This is a genomic window from Sporolactobacillus shoreicorticis, from assembly GCF_024125445.1.
GTDB lineage: Bacteria > Bacillota > Bacilli > Bacillales > Sporolactobacillaceae > Sporolactobacillus > Sporolactobacillus shoreicorticis.
Genome location: NZ_JAMXWM010000028.1, coordinates 12,845 through 38,292 on the forward strand (window position 1 = coordinate 12,845; position 25,448 = coordinate 38,292).

22 protein-coding genes and 1 other annotated feature are annotated in these 25,448 nt (G+C 44.3%); of the genes, 15 read left to right on the plus strand and 7 right to left on the minus strand.

The genetic code is table 11. The annotated features are described in order from the left end of the window. Nucleotides 1-263: 263 nt before the first annotated feature. Nucleotides 264-1,661: a branched-chain amino acid transport system II carrier protein gene (gene brnQ / locus NIE88_RS17760; protein ID WP_253064176.1), complete on the minus strand. Its 1,398-nt coding sequence runs from the start codon at nt 1,659-1,661 to the stop codon at nt 264-266. 55 nt (nt 1,662-1,716) lie between these two features. After that, nucleotides 1,717-1,973 (minus strand) — a binding site (T-box leader). Between the two features lie 197 nt (nt 1,974-2,170). On the opposite strand from brnQ, the gene NIE88_RS17765 reads away from it, so the two are divergent. Next, nucleotides 2,171-2,479 (plus strand): coiled-coil domain-containing protein, encoded by a 309-nt coding sequence (locus NIE88_RS17765; RefSeq protein WP_253064178.1) that lies wholly within the window; start codon nt 2,171-2,173, stop codon nt 2,477-2,479. 143 nt (nt 2,480-2,622) lie between these two features. On the opposite strand, the gene NIE88_RS17770 is transcribed toward NIE88_RS17765, so the two are convergent. The 4 genes from NIE88_RS17770 to NIE88_RS17785 all read right to left on the minus strand — a co-directional run bounded on the left by NIE88_RS17770 (nt 2,623) and on the right by NIE88_RS17785 (nt 7,085). Further along, a complete protein-coding gene (locus NIE88_RS17770) occupies nt 2,623-3,561 on the minus strand; it encodes a sensor histidine kinase (protein ID WP_253064180.1) in 939 nt (312 codons plus the stop codon). Then, on the minus strand, nt 3,548-4,198 hold the full coding sequence (locus NIE88_RS17775) for a response regulator transcription factor (protein WP_253064182.1): 651 nt from the start codon (nt 4,196-4,198) through the stop codon (nt 3,548-3,550). The genes NIE88_RS17770 and NIE88_RS17775 overlap by 14 nt, the downstream gene beginning before the upstream one ends. Before the next feature lie 102 nt (nt 4,199-4,300). Then, nucleotides 4,301-6,325 carry an FtsX-like permease family protein gene (locus NIE88_RS17780; RefSeq protein WP_253064184.1) on the minus strand — a complete coding sequence of 675 codons (2,025 nt, stop codon included), beginning with the start codon at nt 6,323-6,325 and terminating at the stop codon, nt 4,301-4,303. Between the two features lies 1 nt (nt 6,326). After that, nucleotides 6,327-7,085 (minus strand): ABC transporter ATP-binding protein, encoded by a 759-nt coding sequence (locus NIE88_RS17785; protein WP_253064186.1) that lies wholly within the window; start codon nt 7,083-7,085, stop codon nt 6,327-6,329. A gap of 442 nt (nt 7,086-7,527) precedes the next feature. On the opposite strand from NIE88_RS17785, the gene NIE88_RS17790 reads away from it, so the two are divergent. The 12 genes from NIE88_RS17790 to NIE88_RS17845 all read left to right on the plus strand — a co-directional run bounded on the left by NIE88_RS17790 (nt 7,528) and on the right by NIE88_RS17845 (nt 19,400). After that, the gene (locus NIE88_RS17790; protein ID WP_253064267.1) at nt 7,528-7,848 is read left to right on the plus strand and encodes a hypothetical protein; all 321 of its coding nucleotides are present in this window, start codon (nt 7,528-7,530) and stop codon (nt 7,846-7,848) included. Nucleotides 7,849-8,243: 395 nt separating this feature from the next. After that, on the plus strand, nt 8,244-9,995 hold the full coding sequence (locus NIE88_RS17795) for a sigma-54 interaction domain-containing protein (protein ID WP_253064191.1): 1,752 nt from the start codon (nt 8,244-8,246) through the stop codon (nt 9,993-9,995). Nucleotides 9,996-10,311: 316 nt separating this feature from the next. Then, entirely contained in the window at nt 10,312-11,355 is a 1,044-nt protein-coding gene (locus NIE88_RS17800; protein WP_253064201.1) for a proline racemase family protein, read from the plus strand. Then, entirely contained in the window at nt 11,336-12,625 is a 1,290-nt protein-coding gene (gene prdC / locus NIE88_RS17805) for a proline reductase-associated electron transfer protein PrdC (protein WP_253064203.1), read from the plus strand. Before NIE88_RS17800 ends, prdC begins: the two co-directional genes overlap by 20 nt. A 30-nt stretch (nt 12,626-12,655) precedes the next feature. After that, the gene (prdA, locus tag NIE88_RS17810) at nt 12,656-14,365 is read left to right on the plus strand and encodes a D-proline reductase (dithiol) proprotein PrdA (RefSeq protein ID WP_253064205.1); all 1,710 of its coding nucleotides are present in this window, start codon (nt 12,656-12,658) and stop codon (nt 14,363-14,365) included. 21 nt (nt 14,366-14,386) lie between these two features. Continuing rightward, nucleotides 14,387-14,575 carry a CBO2463/CBO2479 domain-containing protein gene (locus tag NIE88_RS17815; protein ID WP_253064207.1) on the plus strand — a complete coding sequence of 63 codons (189 nt, stop codon included), beginning with the start codon at nt 14,387-14,389 and terminating at the stop codon, nt 14,573-14,575. A 55-nt stretch (nt 14,576-14,630) separates the two neighbouring features. Further along, entirely contained in the window at nt 14,631-15,356 is a 726-nt protein-coding gene (prdB, locus tag NIE88_RS17820; protein WP_253064209.1) for a D-proline reductase (dithiol) protein PrdB, read from the plus strand. 41 nt (nt 15,357-15,397) lie between these two features. Continuing rightward, a complete protein-coding gene (locus NIE88_RS17825; protein ID WP_253064211.1) occupies nt 15,398-16,636 on the plus strand; it encodes an aspartate aminotransferase family protein in 1,239 nt (412 codons plus the stop codon). A 656-nt stretch (nt 16,637-17,292) separates the two neighbouring features. Next, nucleotides 17,293-18,057 (plus strand): DUF2750 domain-containing protein, encoded by a 765-nt coding sequence (locus tag NIE88_RS17830; protein WP_253064213.1) that lies wholly within the window; start codon nt 17,293-17,295, stop codon nt 18,055-18,057. A gap of 31 nt (nt 18,058-18,088) precedes the next feature. Next, nucleotides 18,089-18,406, plus strand: coding sequence for an ArsR/SmtB family transcription factor (locus NIE88_RS17835; protein WP_253064215.1), 318 nt, complete (start codon nt 18,089-18,091; stop codon nt 18,404-18,406). 67 nt (nt 18,407-18,473) lie between these two features. After that, entirely contained in the window at nt 18,474-18,902 is a 429-nt protein-coding gene (locus NIE88_RS17840; protein WP_253064217.1) for a DMT family transporter, read from the plus strand. Nucleotides 18,903-18,914: 12 nt separating this feature from the next. Next, nucleotides 18,915-19,400: a DMT family transporter gene (locus tag NIE88_RS17845; protein ID WP_253064219.1), complete on the plus strand. Its 486-nt coding sequence runs from the start codon at nt 18,915-18,917 to the stop codon at nt 19,398-19,400. Nucleotides 19,401-19,463: 63 nt separating this feature from the next. Here the strand turns inward: NIE88_RS17845 and hisC are convergent, their stop codons facing one another. Next, complete coding sequence (gene hisC, locus NIE88_RS17850; RefSeq protein ID WP_253064220.1) at nt 19,464-20,522, minus strand: histidinol-phosphate transaminase; 1,059 nt, start codon at nt 20,520-20,522, stop codon at nt 19,464-19,466. Nucleotides 20,523-20,747: 225 nt separating this feature from the next. Between hisC and NIE88_RS17855 the strand changes: the two genes are divergently transcribed. Together NIE88_RS17855 and NIE88_RS17860 are read left to right on the plus strand one after the other, a co-directional pair. Continuing rightward, nucleotides 20,748-21,074 (plus strand): YnfA family protein, encoded by a 327-nt coding sequence (locus tag NIE88_RS17855; RefSeq protein ID WP_253064221.1) that lies wholly within the window; start codon nt 20,748-20,750, stop codon nt 21,072-21,074. Between the two features lie 178 nt (nt 21,075-21,252). Next, nucleotides 21,253-24,174, plus strand: coding sequence for a PAS domain S-box protein (locus NIE88_RS17860; protein ID WP_253064222.1), 2,922 nt, complete (start codon nt 21,253-21,255; stop codon nt 24,172-24,174). Nucleotides 24,175-24,238: 64 nt separating this feature from the next. Here the strand turns inward: NIE88_RS17860 and NIE88_RS17865 are convergent, their stop codons facing one another. Continuing rightward, the gene (locus tag NIE88_RS17865; protein WP_253064223.1) at nt 24,239-25,426 is read right to left on the minus strand and encodes a metal-dependent hydrolase family protein; all 1,188 of its coding nucleotides are present in this window, start codon (nt 25,424-25,426) and stop codon (nt 24,239-24,241) included. Between the last annotated feature and the right edge of the window lie 22 nt (nt 25,427-25,448).

Genomic DNA, 25,448 nt, shown 5'->3' on the forward strand with positions numbered 1-25,448 from the left:
AATGAAAAGAATTTTTAATGATAATGAAGAGACTTTATTGATAAAATGAACAAGGAATGTTTGCTGGGTTTAGAGCGGAGATGATTACAACATAGATCAAAAGTTGCTGATCTCATTCTCACTAATCAGTTTCACCCTAAATGATTGTATGTGCGGGCACTCGAAAAGAATGTCCAACTGTGATGGCTCGCACAAGTATTTTCAGTAAACACAAAAAGGACAGCCCTGCTGCAAGAGCAGTGGCTGTCCTTCATTACATCGAATTATTTTGGTTTTGCGCTTGTCTCCGGGTTCAGCTGCATTGATGGGGCGCGGAACAGCGCATAGGCAGCGATGCTTAGGATGAAGCCGATCAGGGCGAACGGTACCCAAGCAAAGCCGAGACTAAAGAGCGGCAGATAGCTGCTTGCAAAGTGGACCAGCCCTTGAATCGGTGCCGTCTGCTTCAAGATCGGCGGCAGTGCGTTGGTCGCATCAAATAGAGCCGGAATCAAGGTGAAGACCGTGGTTATCCGGTAAACGATCGGCGATTTTTTGAATAATGGTGACAGGATCGATAAGAGAATCACCGTGATTGCGAGCGGGTACAGAAGCATTAAAATCGGAAGCGACCAAGAAATAATTTGCGTTAAGCCGACATTGGCAATAACGAACGAAATGGCGCATGTAAAACGCAGAAACGTTAAATAACTGATCCTTGGGAACTGCTTATGGAAATCTTGGGCAAAGGCGGTGACCAGTCCCATCGCCGTAGAGAGACAGGTGACGGTTGCCAGCGTAGCCAAGATGGCACTGCCAACTGCGCTCATGTAATAATTGGCGATTTGGCCGAAGGCAATGCCGCCGTTTTCCGAAAGCTTGAAGTTTGCCAGACTCATGGCTCCAATCACAATCAGACCAAGGTAAATAAGTGCTTCAAAACCGATACAGATGATTCCGGATTTTGCTGTTGCCGCAGCGATAGATCTGGGACTGCGGACGCCCATCAGTTTTATCGAGGTGACAATTGTGACGCCGAAAGCGAGACCGGCCAGAACATCCATCGTGTTGTAGCCTTCGAGGAAACCGTTTGTCAGCGCGTCGTGCACATAGTTGGTGCTGATCACCGCTTGTTCGGCGTCGCCCATTGGCCGGAGAAAAGCGAATAAGAAAATAATGAATAACAAGATTAAGAACAGCGGATTCAGCAGTTTGCCGATGATGTCGATAATATGCGATTCACTTCGTGACAAGAAATAGGTCAGCGTGAAAAAGGCAGCTGAAAAAACGAGCAGCCAGATCCATGTTTGGTTTGCCGGAATATAACGCGCAAAACCAAGTTCAAACGGAACGGTTGCTGTACGCGGTGTGGCGAACATGGGTCCCAAAGTGGCGTGAACCAAAATAAGAAAGATCAGTGCGTAATGACGACCAATAGGCCGGGCAACATCATAAATGCCTTCACTCTGGGTGATGCTGATAGCGATAATCGAAAGCAGTGGCAGCAAGGTGCCTGAAAGCAGGAAGCCGATCGCAGCGGGCAACCAATGGCTGCCTGCCAGTTGTCCGAGGTGCAGAGGGAAGATTAAATTGCCGGCACCAAAAAACATGCCGAAAAGCAGTGATCCGATGATTAGATAATTAATGAATGTCAGCTTGAATTGCTGATTCTCTGTGTTCATGTGTAAACTCCTCCTTATAAAAATAAAAACGTCCTCTAAAAGCATCATCATGCTTTTAGAGGACGTTGGCTACGCGTTACCACCTTTTATTTGCGACACCATCACTGCTGCCGCCTCACCACGTACTGCCGATAGTGACGTCGGCAAGACGCTGGCACGGTAACGGGTGCTGCCGTTGAACACTTCATTCTGCGAATGTCGCATTCACCGCTCAAGGGCTACCTTCACTTTTATTTACGCCTGCTTCCTTTGCACCGGACGAAGCTCGCTGAAAGGCTAAATAAAAGTTACTCTCCCTATCATCGCTTTAACTCGTTGACTCATTTTTTTGAGTGTTTTCACTTTATACCATTTCATCCAAACTGTCAATGGAAATTTAATTTTTCATGGCTGAAACGCATAGTTATTCATCATGGGATCTTGTTTAATTTATCTGTAAGAAAGCCTGACTATGTTCTTGCAGAAGTCATTTGGCAGCTGTTATGATAGAGCCAAGGGAGGTGTCAACGATGGCTGAGGAATTGAAAATCATTATGCAGGCAATTAAAGAAGTTGATGCTAATGTTAAGGGCATGCGCGTTGAAATGGATGAGATGAAACAAGACATCGCTGAAATGAAACAAGACATTGTTGTGATAAAGCAAGATATTGTTGTGATGAAACAAGATATCACGGACATTAAACAAGAACTGAAAAATACAAATCAGCGAATGGATGACATGTATGAGGACCTGTCCGATCAGATTAAGCTGGTTCATGATGAGCATTTTCAAACGCGCAGAGAGGTTCTGAAACTTAAAAAGAAAATCAATATGTGATTCAGACGCTTTCCTTCTGCGAATGCCTCCAACGTCTGAATGCGTCCCTTACCGTGTTCTGTAACGGTTTAAGCTTTATCCCGCAATCCTTTGATCCGCACTAAAAGTCTTCAATGAGCATGTTTACTTTTTGAATCGCTTGTTCAGTCTTCATCATTTCTCCTTAACGTCACAGTCGTCCCTTTGTCGATTTCCGAATCAACATGGATGTTAAGTGAAAGTCGATCGGCGACTTCTTTGGCGAGAAAGAAGCCGAGCCCGGTTGCCTTCTTGTCGCGGCGGCCGTTGTAACCGGTAAAGCCGTGCTCGAACAGGCGCGGCAGATCTTCCTTCAAAATGCCGATGCCGGTGTCGCTGATTTGAATCAACTTCGGTGCGATATAGATGCTGACCTTGCCTTGTTTGGTATATTTGACAGCGTTGCTAATGATTTGTTCGACGGCGAAGGAAAGCCACTTTTCGTCTGTCGTCCAAGTCGCGTTCCCTTCGATGGCTACGCTCAGCCCTTTTCGAATAAACAACGGGGCGAACGTGCGCACGACTGCCTGAATGAGCGGTTTGATCTGCACGTTTGTAAAACGGTAATCGGTTTGTTCATGGTTCAAGCGCAGGTAATGCAGCAGCATTTTCAGATAATTTTCGAGCTGAAAGGTTTGCTCGTTCAGTTCCTCAACGGTAAAGTCCTTCGTTTGACCCATTAAGTCAAGCGCGGACAGCGGAACCTTCATCTGGTGACTCCACATGCGCACGACATCGGTTAAGTCCTCATCAAACTGTTTGATTTTGGCGAGTTTCTTTTCGTAGTATTCTTTTTGTTCATTAAGCAATTGCAGCATGTCTTGTTCTGCCTGTGACTCGGGTTTTAAGATAACCTGAGGGATGATTTGATGCAACCGCTCCTTATGGCGGCTCTGAAACCGATAATAATCATAGCCAGCAAAAATGACGAGAACAGTCGTGCCAAATAATAAGCTCGACCAAAACGTATGCAACGGCAAACTGCGCAGATAAAAGGTTATGCTGACAATGAATACGAAGAAAAAAATGGCAAAAATAAAAGACTTGCGCTCATGCCAGTACATAGCCGACACCTCGCACCGTTCCGATGTAGTCAAACCCGATCGTATTCAGCTTTTTGCGCATTCGGGCGATGTTGACTTGCAGGGCATTGGCATCGATGTAATCATCCGATTCCCAGAGCTTGGCAAGCAGCACTTCTTTGGAAACTGTTTGGTTGGGATGTTCGAACAACGCGCGCAGCAGCTTGGCTTCGGTTGGCGTCAAATCAACCCTGTCCTGCTCTTTTTTCAATTCGGCACCTTCCAGTATGAAACCGTTGAAGCTTAATTTGGCTTGTGAAAAGCTGTAGGTTCGACGCAGCAGGGCATTGATTTTCGCTTTCAGCACGTCGATCGAAAACGGCTTGGTGACATAGTCGTCGGCCCCCATGTCCATTGCCATCACCTGGTTCATTTCATCATCTGCCGAACTGAGGAAGATGATTGGCGTTGTTGTTTTCTTACGAATTTCAGTTGTCCAGTAAAAGCCGTTGAAATACGGCAGGGTAATGTCCATGAGAATGAGATCCGGGGTTTCTGTTTCCATTTCCTGACGGACGCTGCGAAAATTCTGTACAGAAACAACCGTGTATTCATTCAACGCAGACGTTAGTTGCTTCACAATCGCCGCGTCATCTTCTACAATAAATAGTTTTAGCATCAAAAATTCTCCTAAGTAATTCGCTATCTTTATTTTACTGGTTTTTATGGTACGGAACAAATGCGAAAAGGGCATCCTGATCGCGGGATGCCCCTTTTGGTTTTATCGTTCGACGATTCGATAATATGCACGGCTCGTCTGTTTGTAAATCAGGTAGTAAATTACTGCGACTACGGCGATCGTCCCGATGCTGGTCAGTAGAAGTAAATTGAAGCGTGTTGTCCCGAACAAACTGATCAGCTTCTGAATCATGATAAAGGCGAAGCCGAAGTGGACAACGGCGACGGCAATCGGCAGAAAGAATACGAGCAGTACTTGTGAACGTATCGTCTGCCGCACTTCATCTTTACTCAACCCGACCTCCTGAAGAATTTCAAAGCTGCGTTTGTCTTGCTCACCTTCAGAAATCTGCTTGTAGTAAATGATTAATGCTGTACCGAGAATAAAGGTGAATCCTAAAATTAAGCCGATGAATAGGAAGCCTCCGGCAAAAGAAGTCATCTGTTCATGCATGTCATCATATCGCTCAAAAGTTGGCGGCATACCGGCAATCGTTTTCGCTTCGCCGCGATCATCTTGCTCGATCTTCGTCTCCGAATCATTGATCCGCTTGATCGGATCATTTCCGTTCACGCGATAGTAAGACAAGACCTTTTGGAACTTCTTCGCATCCTTCGCCGTCAGATCGGCACTGATGGTTGTATCGTAACCCATTTTATACCGATTGCCTGCCGCTTTGGATGCATCGTCAAGTATTGGTTGAATTTGCTCTTTCGAATTGACGATCAGGATCAGCCAGTTTGATGCCATCATACTTGTTGATGGGAAGTTGCGGATTTCGCTGATTTTCTCTTTGACTTTAAACGTGTGGTTCCAAAAACGCACGTTGCTTTCGTGAAATCTACCAACAGCCGGGTATGCGATCGTTTCATTTTCACGCAGGTGAATTTTGTTTCCCGTCAGTTGTGTATACGTGTCGGCGGTCATGAAGTTGACTGCCGTCAGATTGGCGAGGTTTTGCTTGTTTTCAAATCTGCCGTCGTTCATTGCACCGGTTAATCGATTTGATAGTTCGTAGACGATTTTATTGTTCAGTGCTAGTCCGTTTTTTTCAGCGACTTGATCAATGAACTCAATGCTTCGTTGCTGCGTTGTGTTGACATTGATGAGCGTGTTGCGTAAAAAGTAGTCGCCAAGAAAACCATTGATACTTGAAAATAAACCGACCGTTGTCGCCAAGGTCACGAAGGTCATTGTGACTAAAATCGTTATGTTTGCTAGCCCAACCGCATTCTGTTTCATTCGGTAAAGCATGCCTGAAACGGTAATAAAGTGCTTCGGCTGATAGTAATAGTTTTTATTTTTCTTTTGCCGTTTGAGCAGCCAAATCGTAAAGCTCATGTAAAACAGCAGCGTACCGAAGATGACAAACAGCACGGCGATGAAGAATTTTGTTAAGGCATCGAGTGGAGAGACTACTGTTACGGCAAGGTAGTAACCAATCGCAAGCGATACAAGTCCAAGCAGGGCCAGAATGATACGCGATTTAGGTTCCTTCTCTCCTTTGCTCGCATTTTTGAGCAATTCCAGACTGGATTGTCTGTGGATTGAGATGTTACTAATGATCATGAGTAGCAGATAGATACACGCAAAAATTGCGGTAACAATCCCAACCGCAAGTGGGCTCCACTGCAAGTCAAAGTAGCTTTCACCAATGAGATGAATGAGGAAAAGGTAGAGAAATTTGGCAAGAATAATGCCTAAAACTGTTCCGGCAACCACGGTTGCTAGAAACATCATCATCAGTTCCAGAATCGAAATTCGAACAATATGCCGCTTTTTCAGACCAAGTATATTGTAGAGTCCAAATTCTTTCGTTCGTCTTTTCAGTAAAAATCGATAACTGTAAATCATAAAGATGGTCGCAAAGACGGTTAGGACGGTCAAGCCTAGGCCGAGCAGCATCGCAAAATTTCCCGCACCCGGAAGCTTTTTTAAGCTAGGACTAAATAAAATCGTCGCGATCATTAGATTCATGAGAAACATCACAACACTTGAAAGGCCAAAGGGAAGAAAGTTGCTGATCGATTGGCGGATGTTGCGACTGGCTAATTTGACGTAAAACATCTTAGCGCACCTCAGTTCCAAGCAGATTGGTCATCGTCATACTGATTTCCTGCATGAATTTGGATGCCTCTCGATTCGCACGATAGAGCTGGTGAAAGATGCGACCGTCTTTGATAAACAACACGCGTTTTGCATGACTTGCTGCAATTGCCGAATGCGTGACCATCAGGATGGTCTGTCCGGTGTCATTGATTTCTTCAAGCAGAGCGAGCAAGCCTTCGCTATTTTTGAAGTCAAGCGCTGCAGTCGGTTCATCGGCAAGAACAAGTTCAGGCTGGGTGATCAAGGCACGGGCGATGGCGACGCGCTGTTTCTGACCGCCCGACAGTTCAAATGGCTGCTTGTTCAGCAGATCGGCAATATTTAATTTCGGTACCAGCTTTTCCAAACGCTGTTCCATAATGCGGACCTTTTGACGGCCGAGCACGAGGGGTAAGAAAATATTGTCACGAACCGACAGTGTGTCGAGAAGGTTGAAATCCTGAAAAATAAAGCCCAGATGCGTGCGGCGAAACTCCGCAAGCTTGTTTTCTTTAATTATGGTTAAATCCTGACCATTCAAGATAACGGATCCTAGTGTCGGTTTATCTAGTGTAGCCAGCGTATTCAAAAGTGTTGTTTTTCCCGAACCGCTCTCGCCCATAATGGCGATATACTCTCCTTCCTCAACGCTAAAACTTACATCTTGTAAGGCAACGGTTTTTTCCTTACTGAATCTTGTTTGGAATATCTTTTGTAAGTGACTGACTTGTAACAACATCGTGTTCGCTCCCTGCCTATTATTTTGCTGATGTGTTTAGTATACAAAGAATCGCGCAGGTACTCCCTTACAGGTCTGAAGTCCAGTCTTACAGATTTGTCAGGTTGAAGCAAATATAATGGAGAAAGGATCCGATTATCTGTAGAATAAAAGGAGAAGAATTGTTCACTCCATTTAAACATAACTTTACGGCTGCCCAGGAGCGATTTTGTTGCCCGAGTATATCAGACTGCACAATCAATCGTCAATTTTAGAACGAACAATCATGAACTGCTTTTTTCAGTGATAGTAGGTCGTGAGAGATAAGTGGTACAACGGATCAGTGTTCTGCACTGCTTTATGTATTTTGAATTTGATTTAGCTTGGTTTTCTTACTCGTTCAATGCAGGAATCATTTCTGTTGTTGAAGAATAGAGTATGGGAGAGGTGTTGCGACTTGCAAGTGACGGAAATTCCACGCTTTAACTTTATTGAATTACAAACGGATCGGAACCTCGGCCATACAGAACATGTTTACTTTGTAACAACAGATGTGGATGAGGCGGTTGATCATTATCTTCATAAGGTCCGAGAACATAATCCATTTTACATGACAATTAGCTCGGTTGACGGCCGCATCTGTGTGGCTAAATCACATGGACTCAGCAGTGACAAGACCAAACCGCGGATTATTCGAATGAACTCTGATTTAAGCCGAAAAGCATGCAACTATACATTGTTTACGAACAAATTTATTAGAACGGTAAAAAGAAAATTAAGTTGATATGACTTACGAGGCGCCCAAACAGGGGTTGCCTCTTTTTTGAATAGGCGTGAAGTGGTTTAAATGCTAAAATGTTATCTCGGGTGAATCATCTATAAAGATACAGCGGACTTTTTAGAGTGTAAGAGGATTTGGCTATGTTCTTACATGATTCATTTGGCAGCTGTTCTGCTAGGATAAAACAATGAAGTTATGGGTCATTCTCATCATATTTGAAACCAACTGCTCGTATTAAAATCAAGTATTAACATAGAACGATTCACGTTTTGATTAAATCAGGTTACCAGCCTATTTCGCTGCATTTGGTTTCGAAATAATTAGACAATATTGAACTTTTGTGCTTAAATTTGTGGTAAAGGTGACTGTTTGCTTGGAAGGTATGAGGAGGAAGATCAGTGAAACATCTGCTGCCCGATTTTAATGATTTACTGCATACAGATTTTGTCGTGACAACAGAGGAGCGGTGGCATGAACCTTACCTCAGTAGTCAGTCGGTTGGTGTTGTATTTGTACAGCAGGGACCACTGGAATTTCTTGTGTTAACCGCTCGGAATTATTCAATCGCCCGAAAGCACCATATTCGAATCAATGAGTTATCTGAATGCCGCGCTGATTGTATGCATATCAATGATTCATGGGCGACTCTTAATAAGAAATTACAGCACTGTGATTATGTGGTTGTTCTTCGCGATGGTGCAGCAATCGGCTACTTAAAAACGAGCGAACTCGCCTCGCGTGTTTTACAAGCCTACACATATCTTAAAGCCTATTATGATACGATACTTGAGACAACGGACGATACGATTTCGGTAATTGATAACAATATGGATACGGTGGTTTGGACAGGCGGAGCGGAGCGATTGTATTCGATTAAAAAGGAAGAAATACTGGGTGAACCGATGACCCGGTTCTTTCCTGAAAACCGGCTTGATAATCTTAAAATCCTTAATACAGGCAAGCGATTCTATCATAAACAACATCAGCCTAGAGATGATCTCTTTGTTCTCATTAATTCAGCTCCCGTGAAGCTGGGCGGCAAAATTATCGGTGCGGTTTCCTGTGAACAGGATGTGACGTATCAGGCTCAGCTTAATAAAAAATTGACAAATGCAAAAGAAACCATCAATCATTTACAAAAACAAGTCTGTCGTATGGATCGTTCTGTTGATCCGTTTCGATGTATCAACGGTTCAAGCGAAGCTATACAAAATACGATTGATAAGCTCAAACAGGTCGGCGCAGCGAGAGCAAAGGTGTTGCTCCTTGGAGAATCGGGAGTAGGGAAGGAATTGTTCGCCAATGCACTTCATGATTTGCGAACACTTGGCGCTGCCCCCTTTATTCCCATTAACTGCGGTGCAATCCCCGATGCACTGTTCGAAAGCGAGCTCTTTGGTTATGAGAAGGGCGCCTTTTCCGGGGCAAACCCTCTTGGAAGCAAAGGCAAATTTGAACTGGCGAAAGATGGAACCCTCTTTCTGGATGAGATTGCCGAACTGCCTCTTGAAATGCAGGTCAAACTGCTCAGAGTTCTGCAGGAAGGAACGTTTTATTCAGTTGGCGGGACGAAACTCAAACATGCCGATTGTTCCATTATTGCGGCGACGAACAAAAATTTAAAAGAACTGGTTCATAAAGGAAAATTCAGGGAAGACCTGTATTATCGTTTGAACATCATTACTATTACGATCCCTCCGTTAAGAGAGAGAAGCGAAGATATCATTGAATTGAGCCATCAGTTTCTCTATGAATTTGCGGAGAAATACGGACGGTCATGCACAGGAATTCCTAAAGAAGTCATGATGGCGCTGATTGATTACTCTTGGCCGGGCAACATCAGAGAGTTGCGAAATATTATTGAGCGGCTCGTTGTTTTTTCAAGAGACGAACTGTTAAATTTCAATGATCTTCCTGTACAAATTCGTGAATCAAATCAAGAAAGCGAGATGCCGGAATCTTTCTCACAAAATGAGCTGCCCGAAAACCAACCGCTTGTCTCACTGAATCGCGCGATGCGAGAATGCCAGCATCGAACGATTAGGAAGGCATTGGAACATACCAATGAAAATAAAAACAAGGCTGCGGAGATCTTAGGAATATCCAGAACAACACTTTATAACAAAATGCATCAACTGGGAATTTCTTGATTGTTGTTTGATTCTCAGTATTTCAATTAAGTCACAAGAGACCTGATGGCAGGTTTTTTGTGGCTTTTTATCATTATAATGTTAGATTATCTTTCGTGAAATGACTTTTTTATGAGATTATTGGCTTTGATGACATAAAAGTTAACGGAAAAAGTGTTTCAATTTTGGAACATGTATAAAAAATGAAACACTGTTTTCCGTATTTTTGTACAATTCAGTTCATTTATTGGACTTTTTATTGGCACGAAACTTGCTTATTTAAAAATAACCAAACCTTTTATGGTGGACCAAAATGATGCTCAGAGGGGGGAGACGGATGGAGCGCTGCGAAAGCCTGCTTGCTATTGATTCACATACGCTGGGTGAGCCGACCCGAATCATTGTGGAAGGTTTTCCCGAAGCAGACGGGGCAACGATGATGGAAAAGAAATTGAACCTTCAGAAGAATTATGATCATCTTCGGCGCGCCGTCATTGACGAGCCGCGAGGACATCGAAATATGTTCGGTGCGATCATCATGAAGCCGACGCACAAGGACGCTGATCTTGGAGTCGTGTTCATGGACAGTGGCGGCTATCTCAATATGTGCGGTCATGGATCAATCGGGGTAGCCACTGTTGCTGTTGCCCGGCGGCTTGTCCCAGTTACAGAACCGTATACAAGTGTATGTCTTGAGTCACCGGCGGGTCTGATTCGAACGCGTGTCCGAGTGGAGCACGGAAAAGTCAAGGAGACAACGATCGTTAATGTTCCTTCCTTTCTTTACCGAAAAGCTGTCGACATTCATGTGCCGGGATGGGGAACCATTCAGGCGGATATAGCGTTCGGCGGCAACTTTTTCGCACTTGTTGACTCACGTAAAATGGGTCTTCCGCTTCAGATGAGCGGATTAAATCAACTGATACAGGCTGGTGCTGCCATCCGCAAGGCTGTTAATCAGCAAGTACACATTTTTCATCCGCTGCTGCCCGATATCCGGTCGGTCGACCTGGTCGAGTTTTATCAAACGGATTTGATGGCAAAAGCAATGAAAAATATTGTTGTATTCGGCGACAATCAAGTGGACCGTTCACCCTGCGGTACAGGAACGAGCGCTAAAATTGCCTCACTCTATGCACAGCAAAAATTGATCATCGATGAGCCCTTTATCAGCGAGAGCATTACAGGTACAAAGTTCATCGGCAGAGCATTAAAGGTCACAACCGTAGGCAGCTATCCGGCAATCATTCCGGAAATCACCGGACGCGCTTACCTGACCGGTGAAAATAAACTCATCTTTGATCACGAAGACCCATTTGAATACGGATTTAATTTAGCGGATGGGCAAAGGAGGAGCGATTATGTTGAACGGAAAATATAAACTTCCTTTAAAGCAGCATATCGGAAACCTGAATAAGCCCTGTGTGCAAGAGGGAGATCATGTTGAACGAGGTCAATGTATTGCGCGTGCCGATGGCCTGGGAGCAGATCTGCATGCAAGTGTTTCAGGTACGGTCGTAGAGGTGAATGCTGCGTATATCGCCATCATCGGAGCGAAACCCAAGGGGGATACGTTCGTACCGCTTCCACCCGGAGACTTGAGGGAACGCATTCGTTCTGCCGGAATTGTCGGCATGGGCGGCGCAGGATTTCCTACCGGAATTAAGCTGAGTCAGGAGATCGATGGCGGGACAGTGATTGCCAATGCTGCGGAATGCGAACCGATTCTGAATCACAATGTGATGCAAATTGAGGCCAACCCTGATGAGGTTTATCGCGGGTTGCTTTACGCCATGGAAGCGGTCGGTGCGGCAAACGGTATTATTGCGATTAAAGCGAAGCATCGACAAGCCATCGCTCAAATAAAAAACGTGATCCGCGATAAAAGAATTACCGTGTTTCCATTGCGTGACCTGTATCCAATCGGCGAAGAGCGCGCGTTAATTCGCGATACGCTTGGCATTCTTCTTCCACCTGAAGCGCGTGCGATTACGGCAAATACCATTATTATCAACACAGAAACTCTTTCACGCGTGACGCAGGCTGTGGAATATGGTCGTCCCGTTCTGTCGAAAAATATTACGGTTGCCGGTAAATTGCATGGCAGTCCGAAGGCGCGTGTATTCATGGATGTACCGATTGGCACACGTGTCGGTGATTTGATTGAAGCCTCAGGCGGTATCAACGGAGATTACGGAGAAATCATTATGGACGGTCCGTTCATGGGGCATAGCGTAACAGCGGATGATGTGATAACGAAAACAACCGGAGGTATTATCGTGACGATGCCTTTTCTTGATGCAAAATCTCCTCTTGGTTTATTGGTTTGCGCTTGCGGTGCGAGTGAAGCACGTATGCGGGAACTAGCGAAAAAAATGAGAGCAGAGGTTGCCGGAGTTGAGCTGTGCAAGCATGCCGTTTATGCACGCGGATCGCTCAAATGCCGGAATCCCGGCGTCTGTCCCGGCCAGGCAGATCGTGTACTTCGATTGAGGAAAGCCGGTGCCGGTTCGCTGCTCATCGGCAACTGCAGCGATTGCAGCAATACGGTGATGTCACTGGCGCCGAAGCTGAACATCCCGGTGCATCATGTTACAGACAATGCGATGCGCGCCATGAATTTGCATCTAATTCGTAAATTGCATAGATGAAATTTATTTTATTTATAAAGGAGAATTCACATGTCGATTACGTTTGAAACAGCCAAGCAGCATCAAAATGATCCCGCAGTTCTCTGTTGTTTAAGAAAAAAAGGAACGGTAATCTCTGCCGCCGATTTGGAAGATCCATCAATTTTTCCCGACTTGGAAGAATCCGGCCTTCTGAGCGTTCCGGAGCAAGCGCTCACGATTGGTCAGGTATTGGGAGCGACTCTAGAGCAGGATGCGGATTCCATGACACCTCTTACTCCTGAACTGGTCGGTCATTTTTCAGAAAACCCAAAAAACAAATCGGAAGAAATAACGACTTCCTCATCCACCGCTGAAGGTCCGATTCAAGAAAAGCAAGTGATCCGCTTTAACATTGATAAACTCGTCGGACAGATTGAGTTGCCCACGGGACTCAACATGAGTACCCTGCCTTTTGCAGCAACTGCGAGTAAAACGTCAGAGGATAAAGTCATTCGTACCTTAACACAGAGGACATATCCGGTTGAACAGGTTTGCGTGGGAGCAGAAACTTCATTTGAAAATAAAATGCTGACCATCCGCGAAACGCTATGTAATGAATCTCTTAAGGCAGATCCTTTAGTAAAAAAGGTTGCGCTTGACATTATTCGCCCTGAAAACCGTCACCTATATTCCAACACGATTATGGATGTGATTCCGATCGGGACAAAGGTCGAGGGAATCCTTGGCGAAGGCATAACCCATGTGATGAACGGTGTCGTCATAATCCTGACCGGTGTTGATGAAAAAGGCGTTCAGGTTCATGAATTTGGTTCCTGCGAAGGCTATCTGGATGAAAAGATTCGTTTTGGACGCCCGGGGAGCCCAGATCCTGAGGACATTATGATTCGCATCAATGTGACTGTCCAGGAAAATACCGGAATGGAACGCCGAGGCCCTTTCGCGGCGCACAAGGCCTGTGATTACATTATTCAGGAAATCCGCGACGTTTTAAAGGAAGCACCAGCTGACACTGCAACTGATCAGAAAGTATTTCGTGATTGGAAAAAATCAGGAAAGCCACGCGTCATGCTTGTTAAGGAAATTATGGGGCAGGGCGCGATGCATGATAATGTGCTGCTTCCTGCCGAACCTGCAGGAGTCATCGGCGGGCGGCGCAATGTCGATCTTGGCAATGTACCCGTTGTGCTTTCGCCAAATGAGGTCCGTGACGGCGGCATTCATGCGCTGACCTGCATCGGACCAGCAACCAAGGAAGTCACCCGCCACTATTTCCGTGAACCGCTCGTCAATCTGATGGCTGAAGATGATGAAATCGATCTGGCAGGCGTTGTCTTTATCGGCAGTCCGCAAGTAAATGATGAAAAAACCTATGTTTCCGCTCGTCTTGGCGCGCTTGCCGAAGCGCTTGATGTTGAAGGTGCCATCGTCACGACCGAAGGTTTTGGAAATAACCACATTGATTTCGCGGAGAACATTGAGCAGATCGGCCGCCGCGGAATCAAGGTTGTCGGTGTTTCCTATTGTGCTTACCAAGGACAATTGGTTGTTGGTAATCAATACATGGACGCAATGGTTGAACTCAATAAGGATCCGAAAGGCTTTGAAAATGAAATTCTGGCCGACAGTACCCTTTGTCCGGCGGATGCCGAGCGAGCACTGATTATGCTGAAAACGAAGATGGCCGGTATTCCGATTGAACCGGCAAACCGCAAATGGTCTCAGGAAGTTGTCGATTCAAATCAGCAATTGATTCCATAAAGTGAAAGGGGTGCAAGCAGCGTGAATTATGAACTGACACCTAAGCTTTTGCCGGGAACCATTCTTGAGGTCAGCGAACGCGATGTTAAAGTCACTTTGAAAGGGCGCATGGGGATCATTCAAGTGCCTCTAAGATCCGTAATCTCGGATCACGCACTGCAAGTGGGGCAAACGATTCAAGTTTACCTCAGTTATATTCAGGTTGTCTAAATATCCGATAAAACTTAGATAATGAAATCCGTTTTTTTAAAAGAGGAAATAAACAATGTCATTAACAACAGTAAGAGGACTCAAATCTGAAATCTATGTTCCGATTACACCTTCACCGGTGTGGTCGCCGCTCAACAAACCCCTAAGCGAATGTACCGTGGCGTTCTGTACTGCAGGGGGTGTGCACTTGAAATCGCAAAAGCGATTCAATCTATCTGGAGATTATTCGTACCGGGAAATTCCATCCGATACGCCAGCTTCGGAGCTGATGGTCAGCCATGGCGGGTTTGATAACAGCGATGTGAACAAGGATATAAACTCGATGTTTCCCATCGATCGACTTCACGAACTCGAACAAGAGGGCTTTATCGGCAAAGTTGCACCGGTACTGTTTGGTTTTATGGGTGGAGGCGGCAATGTGAACAAATTTAAAGGGGAAACCGGTCCGGCTATTGCCCGAATTTTAAAAAGAGAAGGCGTTGACATCGCAGTGTTTACGGGAGGCTGCGGGACCTGCCATCGTTCGGCGACGATTGTGCAACGTGCGGTTGAAGCAGTCGGTATCTCGACGATCATCATTGCTGCCCTTCCGCCGATCGCCAAACAGCAAGGAGCACCGCGTATTACCGCACCGCATGTGCCAATTGGCTCCAATGCCGGAGAACCTCATAATGTCGCGATGCAAACTGCTATTTTAAAAGATACCTTGATTCAGGTCGAAGAAATGAAGTCATTTGGACAGATGAAAACTTTGCCGTATGAATACCGACAGAATGTGTAAAGAAATGGGATTTTAACTTGAAGAAAGAAGGAGAACAGGCCATGAAACTAGCGGATGTACAAAAGACACCTGAAGAAATTAAAGCACTGACGAAAAAATATATGATTGAAACGTATGAACGGTTTAATTTTATTGCTCAGAGTGCCCAAGGGATGTACTTGTATGATGAAAAAGGCAAGGCCTATCTGGATTTCTATGGCGGCATTGCGGTCAACAGCGCGGGAAACTGCAATGAGAAAGTCGTCGCGGCGGTCCGCGATCAGGTGGGCGATATCATGCATACCTTCAACTATCCTTATACGGTCCCTCAAGCTTTACTTGCCGAATTAATCTGTAAAACGTTGCAGATGGATAAAATTTTCTTTCAGAGTACGGGAACCGAAGCGAATGAAGCAATGATTAAGATGGCACGCAAATACGGTGTCGAAAATTATGGTCCACACAAATATCACATCATTACGGCAAAAGGTAGTTTTCATGGCAGAACCTATGGGGCGATGTCTGCGACCGGCCAGCCGGATAATGCTTGCCAGATCGGCTTCAAACCGGTAGTGCCCGGATTCAGTTATGCCGAATTCAATAACGTTGATGATTTTCGAGCAAAAGTTACGGAGGACACGATTGCGATTATGCTTGAACCGATTCAAGGCGAAGGCGGCGTAACACCTGCGACTCCGGAATTCATGGACGACATCGCCGCATTATGCAAGGAGAAAGGACTGTTGCTTCTCTTTGATGAAGTGCAATGTGGCTGGTGCCGGAGCGGAAAAACGATGGCCTATATGGATTATGGGATCAAGCCGGATATTGTCTCAATGGCGAAAGCGATGGGCGGCGGCATGCCGATATCCGCGATCTGTGCTTCCGAAGAAGTATCAAAAGCCTTTTCGATGGGTTCACATGGAACGACCTTCGGCGGTAATCCGGTATGCTGCGCGGCGGCCTACGCTGAAATTAAAGAGCTATTGGATCGAAATCTTGCAGGCAATGCAGAAGAAGTTGGGTATTATTTAGTTGAAAAGCTAAAAAACCTTCCCCATGTTAAAGAAGTGAGAGGCAAGGGATTAATGATTGGCATTGAATTTGATGCACCGATCGGCCATGACGTGAAGCATGGCTGCTTTGAACGAAAACTGTTGGTCACGCTCATCGGAGACTGCATCATCCGATTGATCCCTCCACTGATCGCAACCAAAGAGAATTGTGATCAGGCCTATGCGATTTTGAGAGACGCTGCCGCCGCAGCAACGAAAGTGATGAGTGGTCAGGGGGCAGTTTAAGGTTCTTCGATTTATTTAAACGGATTGTAGAAGTTACATGATGCTTTAAATTTAGTGGATTGAGACAATAAACTATAGGTAAGGCAAGAAGGGCGGGAATCTCAACTCCTGCCTTTGTTTTTCGTTTCCACTGTTTCATCACTTATTTGCGGTTCATTAGAGGCAAACGAATGGAAGAAGGTTAAAAAAACGGCCATACACATGTCTGTTAAGTATCATCTGATTCTATGGTATACTTCTATCGAACAATGGATAACGATTGCCGGACTGGGAGGCCCATCCTTAAATCAATTAATAAGACTCGGTATCGTTGATTGTCGTTGTTCTCCTCAGGTGCTTGCATCAAATGGCGCAACCTCGGGTGATCTGTGAGCCTCTCCGTGTCACACACCTGTGGATCTGTTGCCTCCGCAAAAGGTCTCACAGCTTTTCGCTTTAAAAGACGGAGCGACAAAAAGATACTGTTTTTAAATAGAACCGTTAATAAAAAGGAAATGGTTTCTATGAATCGATTAAAGAGTGAAGGTTACAGCAAAAAAATAAAGCATCATTTGATAAGGAACGATTTGCTGCCCAACTGGCAAAGCTGCATGAAACGTTATTCATTTTAATGAGCTGCTACTGATGCCTTATTATTAAATGCGGTGGTGAAATCTATGGGAGTTCGTACAGGTTTAAGAATCAGAAGCGAAAAAGGTGTTCACGCAAAGGTCAGAGATTCATGTATAAATTTTGCAGTGTGGCTGCGCTTAAATCGAGACTTTCCGATTCGAGTGGTTGTCTATTTGAAAAAAAGTGTTCAAATTAAAACGGTTGTAAGTAAAGAGTTGGTGAGTGCAACTTTTTTTGCTCCATATGATAAAAACAGTGAACCATACATCAGAGTTGCTACTGGTGATTACGATGAATTAGTGAGAAACAGTGGAGAAGCGCACGCAATTAACGCGATATTGACGAGTATGGCTCACGAGTTGGTTCATTATCAGCAATGGATTGAGGATAGGAATTTTGATGAGAGCGAAGCGGAACATGAAGCTTCGAAATTAGCTGATGATTACTGTGAAGGCAGTACCTTTTTTGAGGAAGCAGTTCATCAAAACAAGGTTTGGACGATAGCGAATGAGGAAGGCTACTCAATAGCGACCAATGAGCAGGGAGAATCCGTTGTGCCCTTCTGGTCGAGCCAAATGAAGATAGACAAAGCAATAAATAGTGTTCCAGCCTATCGTAGTGACCACTCACTTGAAGTTCCTTTAAACGAGTTTACAAGTGACTGGATAAATGAATTGAAAGAAGATGACTTCCTGGTAGGTATTAATTGGTGCGGAAGGGGATTAATGGGACATGAGCTTTTGCCGAATAAAGTTCTTGAACGGATTCAAGATGAAATAAAAGCAAAGAATGAGCGAATCAAATATTAACATATCGAGAATAATCGATTAGTATACGTGTATGGAAAACTACGTAGAAGTTTTTAAAGTGTTGGCCAACGAATCAAGACTTGAGATGCTAAAATGGTTAAAAAAACCGTATGAATATTTTGATCGGCCTACTGCGTTTCTCTCAAAGAATATTAATGAGAAAGGCGGAGTTTGTGTCGGTGATATACAGGAGAAGGCAAATATGTCGCAATCAACGGTGTCTTATTACTTGTCGATGATGCAAAAAGTAGGTTTATTGGAATCTGAGCGACATGGTAAATGGACTTATTACCGAAGAAATGAGGAACGTATTCAAGAAATTGCTGCATTTGTCAAAATGGACTTATGAGGTGTGTTCCTAATTTTTTAATTCTAAATATCTAAAATTCTCGAAATATAGATATATAGGAGGCAAAATGAAAATATGGATTTATAGTATTGCCGTTGCGGCCGGTGCCTTGTTAAGTGCAGAGGGCGCCATCTATGGTCTGTTGGGAAATTCAATTGGAAAATTGGAAAGCAGTCTTTACAACTTTATGACGGGAACTATTATTCTTGCCATTGTCATCCTGTTTCTTGGAAAGGGATCCGTGTCCTATGCCTTTAAGGCACCTAAATGGCAATTGATCGGAGGACTTTTAGGCACTTCCTATTTAACAATTTTAGTCTTTGGTATTCCTATTGTTGGCGTTGGTGTGGCGATGACAAGCGTCATTGTAGGACAAATGACAATGAGTATGGTTATCGAAGAAAGGGGATGGTTAGGAAGTCGCAGGACACAGATGAACAAAGAAAAACTCGTTGCAGGATTACTTATGATTATTTCGCTTATTTTGATTTACTAAAGGTGGTTTCTGGTGATTTTTTTTATTTTATTTCTTTCAATTTTTGGCGGGGTACTGTTAAGTACTCAGTCATCAATAAATGGTGCGTTCAGTAGGCATGCGGGTACATTTGAAAGTGCATTTTTAACCTTTTTCACCGGCATGTTAATCATGTTCATTGTTGTTTTGTTTTTCGGAAGCGGTCACTTGCTTGAAATCGTGAACGTTCCGAAGTGGCAGCTCTCGGGTGTATGGTTTGGTGTGGGGTATTTATTCTTAACGATTGCAGCTGTTCCTAAAATTGGCGTCACGGCGACAAATATAGCAACGGTGATTGGGCAGCTGCTGATGAGTTTGTTTATTGATCATTTTGGCTGGTTCAATGGTACTCAAGTTCCTATGAATTTAAAACGCATGATTGCAGTTGTTCTCATGCTGATTGCTTTGCACCCCATCTACGCCGGGACGAATAAGACAGAGCAGGTGGCGGGTATTGATACCGGCATGAATCGCCAATAGGCGGCTGTTCAAATAAAAACACGGACAAGGAACTTTGCATTCCTGTCCGTGTTTTTGTTTCTTTTACTTTAAAATATCCTTTAATGCTTCCATGAGCTTGTCCATCTCTTCATCGGTGCCGATGGTAATTCGCAAATAGTTGTCGATGCGCGGTTGATTGAAGTAACGTACCAGCACACCGTGTTCGCGCAGCGCGTGGAAGATGACTTCCGCGGCCGCTGTTTTATGACTGGCAAAGATAAAGTTGGATTGTGACGGGATGACACTGAAGCCGATTGCGTTCAGTTGCATGATTGTTCGCTCACGTGTCGCAATAATTTTTTGAGCCATGTCGCGATAATAGGCATCATCGTCAATCGCAGCAATGGCCCCTGCCCCTGCCAGCCGATCGATTGTGTAAGAATTAAACGAGTTTTTTACGGTATTAAGTCCGTTGATCAGATCTTTTTGTCCCAATGCAAATCCGACGCGGATACCGGCGAGCGAGGAATACTTAGAAAGTGTTCGGACAACGAGCAGATTCGGGTAATCTTTGATGAGCGGGACAGCCGTACTACCGCCAAAATCAATATAGGCTTCATCAATGATGACGACTTGATCTTTGTTTGCGTTCAAAATATACTTGATCGATTCAATCGGCAGCCCACGTCCGGTGGGCGCGTTTGGGTTGGGAATCACAACACCGCCGTTCGGCTCGCAGAATGCATCAGCAGGCAACGTGAAATCATTGTTGAGCGGGATAATCTTCGGGCTTAAAGAGCACAGGTTCGCGTACACTTTGTAGAAGCTATAGGTAATATCGGCGAATGCCACCGGATTTTCAGGGGAGAAAAAGGTCATGAAGCTGAATGCGAGCACTTCATCCGAGCCATTCCCGATAAATACCTGTTCGGCATCAAGCTGAAAATGATCGGCAATTTTGCCTCTTAATTCATCGCAATTTGGATCTGGATAGAGACGCAATTGATCGTTCGCAGCATCTTTGATCGCCGCCAACACGTTTGCTGACGGCGGATATGGATTTTCATTTGTGTTTAGTTTGACATACTTTCGATCCTTAGGCTGTTCACCCGGTACATAAGGATCGAGTTTCCGAGTAAATGAATTCCAGTAGTTACTCATGGTGCGCACCCCATTCAATTAATCAACTGTAAGTCAATCTTATTGTTAAGTATTTTTATTCGATTTGTGACTTTCCTTTACTATTATGCAGTATTATTGAATAAAAGCAAAATGAATTTATTATGATCCCGATGAAGATCACAGGACGGATGAATCAGTTACTCTATAATATAATTATTATTTTTTTCGAAAAAGTCATATTAAAAAAATTTAGGAGCAGAAATAATGATACGTGTTATCTTTTTATTCCTTTGCGCTGGCCTGGCTGAAATTGGCGGCGGCTATTTAATCTGGCAGTGGTTAAGAGAAGGCAAATCCATTTATTTAGGTATGATTGGCGGAGTGATTCTGGCCATTTATGGAGCCATCGCGACACTTCAAACATTTCCTTCTTTCGGGCGGGTGTACGCTGCTTACGGCGGTGTGTTCATTGTTTTGTCGCTGCTGTGGGGCTGGGGTGTCGATCGTCGTGCTCCAGATTTCTATGACTGGATCGGGGCATTTATTTGCATTCTCGGTGTATCGGTCATGCTGCTTGGACCGCGCCACTAATCACGTAGATTTAACAATTGATGACACCTTTCCGATATAATAAATAACGACAATAGAATTAGGCCAAAATAACCACTTCATCTGAGAATTAACCTTCATAGAGCCATCCACCAAAGCAATGGAATTCTAAATAAATCAAGTATATAGAAAGAGAAGTAAGGGTTATGGGGTTGAACACATGTCGACAATCAACGACAAGCTGCAGGTAGGCGTCGCATATCAAGAAATAGTGCTTAATGCGGACGGTTCTCCGTGCGACTTTATTTTCTTACAAACAAATCAGAATTTAGATGAAATGCTTGGTTTGAACCATGGATCCATTGTTGGAAAACGGCTTACCGAATTGGTACCTCAAACGAACAATAATCAGCTGCATCAACTTATTCAGCAATTAGCTGAGGTTGCTCTTTTTGGAGGGGTGAATCAGTTCACATTTAATTCTGCACATACGCGACATCGCTATAAAATATACGTATATTCACTTGAAAAAAACAGATTCTGGACAAATGTCGTTGACATGTTTTCAGAACAGGAATTGTTTCTAGAACTGCAAAAGCGTTTGTTGATAAAAAATAGGGATGATCAGGCCTTTAGCAGAGCGCTTGACCGCTTTCCCCTTGCAATCACGATTATCGCATTAGATGGAACAATTCTCTATGTAAATGATAAATCTAAATCATTGTTTGATGTGGACAACCGTTTCATTTGCACCAAACAAGCGAAACACTTTTTTGCGAATGAAAAAGATATTTTTTCGTTTCTTCCGCGCATTTCACTGCAAAAAGCTTCACAGGGGGACGAAGTTTTACTGAAAAAGAATGACGGCACCGTATTCTGGTCGAAATGTGATTCAATGCTGCTCACGTATCATAACCAACCCTGCATTTTATCCACGCATCAGAACATTAGTGGAGAGAAAAATTTGGCACTGTCCGCCGCTAACAGTGAGGAAAATGACCATCTGCTCTTCGACAATGTGGCAGAAGCCATTGTCGTTGTTCAGAATGGTTATGTGAAAATGTGCAATCACTATGTTCCTGAAATGACTAAATACAGTCAATCCTATCTGGTTTCCAGACCCTTTGCAGACTTTATTGCACCACAGGATCGGGAAACGATAATGATCAACCATAATAAGCAGATGCTTGGTGAACGAAGCGGTTCGTTCTCGCGTTTTCGCATTTATACGGCTGATGGCAGGCTGCGGTGGATTGCTATGAAGTCGGTACGCATCGATTGGAGAGGGAAACCTGCCAGCTTAAATTTTCTGAATGACATCACTGATCAAAGGCAAATGGAAGAAGCGCTTAAATTAAGTGAGGAAAAATACAAGGTCATTTTTGAAAATTCTACCGAAGCTATATTCGTCATTCAAAATAACAGAGTCCAAATTGCCAATTCTATGACGGTACGCACTTCCGGCTATTCATTAGAAGAACTTATGAATACGGATTTTTCCCGGTTTATTTTGCCTGCGGATCGAATTCGCTGCATCCAAGCCTACCAAAAAAGACTTGAAACAATTAAGGCAAATCAAAAAATGAAATGCCGGATTGTCAAAAAAGATGGTGCTATTATTTGGGCGCAAGCAAGGGGGACACGTATTAACTGGGACGGAAAACCGGCCGTCCAATACTTCGTTAATGATGTTACAGATCAGATAAAGGCGGAACAGGAACAGAAGAAGAGTGAACAGAAATATCGGTTGATTGCTGAATACGCATCCGATGTAATCTGGGTATACAACTACACGAAAACTGCTCTTAATTACATAAGTCCATCGGTGAAGAATTTGCTTGGCTATTCGCAGCAGAAAGCTTTGATGATAAATCCGCAGCAGACTTTTGATCCGGAATCATGGCGTCGATTAAAAAACACGGTTGCTGAAAAGTTAAGATTAATGCACATTCAAAAAGATGCTTCAAACACTTTTATTATGGAAGTACAGCAGCAGTGTCGTGATAAGCACCTGATTTGGGTGGAACTGTCCATTCGATTACGCTTGAACGATCGCCATGAATTCGAGATCATTGGCGTGTCACGTAATATTGAAGAACGAAAAATAGCGGAAGCAAATGTGGCTTATTTAAGCCACCATGATCAATTGACCGGACTCTATAACAGACGATTCTATGATGAGGCATTAAAGCGTTTGGATCGGTCGAAGAGTTATCCTTTAACTTTGGTACTGGCTGATGTTAATGGGCTTAAATTGACCAATGACGCGTTTGGGCATCGTGCCGGTGACGACCTTTTAATCCATATCTCTAAAATTTTGATTAAGGACAAGGAAGACGAGGACATTATTGCACGTGTCGGCGGTGATGAGTTTGTGATGCTTTGGCCGCAAATTAATGAGGGACAAGCGGAGCAGCGAATTGAGCGAATTCACCATCATCTGCAAGCAGCAAGCAGTGTTCATCATACCGTTCTCTCTGTTTCATTCGGCTGGGCAGTTCGCAAATCGGAGAAAGAAACGATGACCTATATCTTTACCGAAGCTGAGAATAACATGTATCAGCATAAACTGTTTGAGGGCAACAGCATGCGCAGCAGAACCATTAATATGATTACGAATACGTTGTATGCTAAGCTTCCCTCAGAAGGGCGCCACGCGCGGAGGGTGAGCAGACTTTGCACGGAAATTGGTCGGAAATTGGGCATGGACGCGAACGATTTGAATGAGCTGAAAATGGCAGGTCTTCTCCATGACATTGGAAAGATCACGATTGAAGAGAGCTTATTCAAAAAAGAACAGCTGACTGATTCGGAATGGGCACGCATTAAGCTCCATCCGGAAAAAGGGTATCATATTTTAAAATTATCCAATGAATTTATGAACATTTCCCAGTTTATCCTTTGCCATCATGAACGGATTGATGGCAAAGGCTATCCGCTTGGATTGAAAAGTGAAGAGATTCCATTGCCGTCAAGAATTATCAGCATTGTTGAGGCATATGACTCTATGGTTACCGATCAGCCGTATCGGCAAAAAATAGCGCAGTACAAAGCGATAGAAATTTTGAAAAAGAATGCGGGAACGCAATTTGATCCTGAGATCGTCGATTTGTTTGTTACAAAGGTGCTGGCTGCTGAATAAGGATTACGAAAAAAAAAAAACGGAGCATTGAGCGGCTCCCCGCTCGATGCTCCGGCATCAAGTATTAGATTATTTCTTTTCCTTTTTTAAAGACCCGTTTTTCTCTCTGAACAGTTTTGATATCGTGAAGCGGATTTTCATCAACAACGATGAAGTCTGCAAATTTTTCCGTCTCTAAGCTGCCGTATTCATGATCAATCTTCAGCAACCGGGCACCGTTGACAGTTGCCGCTTCCAGCGTTTGCAGCGGTGTGCAGCCTGCTTCAACCATGAGCTGCAATTCGAACGCGGAATCATTTTTGAAATCATTATTTGGTGTACCAGCATCCGTACCCATCGCCAGTTTGATACCTGCTTTGGCGGCCCTGCTGATACTTTCAATATGTGCCTTTTTCACGTCGCGGGCGATGTCCAGCATGAAGTCGGGTACTTGTCCCTCGCCACGATCCGAGATTCCGTAAACAGCGATTAACGTTGGAACAATGAATGTGCCTTTCTCTAAAAACATTTGGATCGCTTCGTCATCGAGATAAAAAGCGTGTTCGACCGAATCAACACCGGCGCGTATGGCATTTTTAATACCCTCGGTCCCTTGAGCATGTGCGTTAGCAGTTCTGCCTTTGTGATGTGCTTCCAGCACGGCCACACGCATTTCCTCTTCAGTCAGCTGAACATCATCAGGAGATTCGCCGCCGAACGAAACGCCGCCGGTCGCCATCAACTTGATGTTGTCGGCACCGTTTTTCAGCGCTTTACGTGCCGCCTTGCGTGCTTCGTCGGGGCTGTCCACTTCATAGCTGATGGTACAAAAGTGTCCGCCGGTCATCGCAAGCGGACGTCCTGATGCGCAGATACCTGGTGACAGAATGTGTCCGCCTTTTTCCAGCTTGGAAAGTTCAATATCGACGTCAAAGTCTGCGCCGACATCACGGATATAGGTGACCCCATGCTTCAGAAGATCTTTTAAGTTATCCAAAGCAATCTTAGTCGCAATAATCGGTGTAAGCTTCGGTGATCCGAGCGGTTCAAGTCTGCCGGAGACATCGGAAGTGATATGTGTATGAGCGTTAATCAGACCGGGCATGACGAATTTGTTTCCCAAGTCAACGGTCCGGTCTGCTGCTGATGCCACACCGCTTCCAGTTTCCACAATTTTTCCCGTCTCGTCATCAACAACAAAAAATGCATCGGGCTCGAAGTGATCTGTGGTTCCGTCAAATAGAGAAAAATGACGATAAAGCGTTTTTGCCATAATAGAGGCCCCTCTCACTTAA

Bases quoted from the DNA above. Each gene is read 5' to 3' on its own strand.
- NIE88_RS17830 (WP_253064213.1), top strand. From the start codon at position 17,293: ATGGGAGTTCGTACAGGTTTAAGAATCAGAAGCGAAAAAGGTGTTCAC.
- prdC (WP_253064203.1), top strand. From the start codon at position 11,336: ATGTTGAACGGAAAATATAAACTTCCTTTAAAGCAGCATATCGGAAAC.
- NIE88_RS17835 (WP_253064215.1), top strand. From the start codon at position 18,089: ATGGAAAACTACGTAGAAGTTTTTAAAGTGTTGGCCAACGAATCAAGA.
- hisC (WP_253064220.1), bottom strand. From the start codon at position 20,522: ATGAGTAACTACTGGAATTCATTTACTCGGAAACTCGATCCTTATGTA.
- prdA (WP_253064205.1), top strand. From the start codon at position 12,656: ATGTCGATTACGTTTGAAACAGCCAAGCAGCATCAAAATGATCCCGCA.
- NIE88_RS17770 (WP_253064180.1), bottom strand. From the start codon at position 3,561: ATGTACTGGCATGAGCGCAAGTCTTTTATTTTTGCCATTTTTTTCTTC.
- NIE88_RS17780 (WP_253064184.1), bottom strand. From the start codon at position 6,325: ATGTTTTACGTCAAATTAGCCAGTCGCAACATCCGCCAATCGATCAGC.
- NIE88_RS17785 (WP_253064186.1), bottom strand. From the start codon at position 7,085: ATGTTGTTACAAGTCAGTCACTTACAAAAGATATTCCAAACAAGATTC.
- NIE88_RS17840 (WP_253064217.1), top strand. From the start codon at position 18,474: ATGAAAATATGGATTTATAGTATTGCCGTTGCGGCCGGTGCCTTGTTA.
- NIE88_RS17825 (WP_253064211.1), top strand. From the start codon at position 15,398: ATGAAACTAGCGGATGTACAAAAGACACCTGAAGAAATTAAAGCACTG.
- NIE88_RS17800 (WP_253064201.1), top strand. From the start codon at position 10,312: ATGGAGCGCTGCGAAAGCCTGCTTGCTATTGATTCACATACGCTGGGT.
- brnQ (WP_253064176.1), bottom strand. From the start codon at position 1,661: ATGAACACAGAGAATCAGCAATTCAAGCTGACATTCATTAATTATCTA.
- NIE88_RS17775 (WP_253064182.1), bottom strand. From the start codon at position 4,198: ATGCTAAAACTATTTATTGTAGAAGATGACGCGGCGATTGTGAAGCAA.
- NIE88_RS17865 (WP_253064223.1), bottom strand. From the start codon at position 25,426: ATGGCAAAAACGCTTTATCGTCATTTTTCTCTATTTGACGGAACCACA.
- NIE88_RS17860 (WP_253064222.1), top strand. From the start codon at position 21,253: ATGTCGACAATCAACGACAAGCTGCAGGTAGGCGTCGCATATCAAGAA.
- prdB (WP_253064209.1), top strand. From the start codon at position 14,631: ATGTCATTAACAACAGTAAGAGGACTCAAATCTGAAATCTATGTTCCG.
- NIE88_RS17765 (WP_253064178.1), top strand. From the start codon at position 2,171: ATGGCTGAGGAATTGAAAATCATTATGCAGGCAATTAAAGAAGTTGAT.
- NIE88_RS17855 (WP_253064221.1), top strand. From the start codon at position 20,748: ATGATACGTGTTATCTTTTTATTCCTTTGCGCTGGCCTGGCTGAAATT.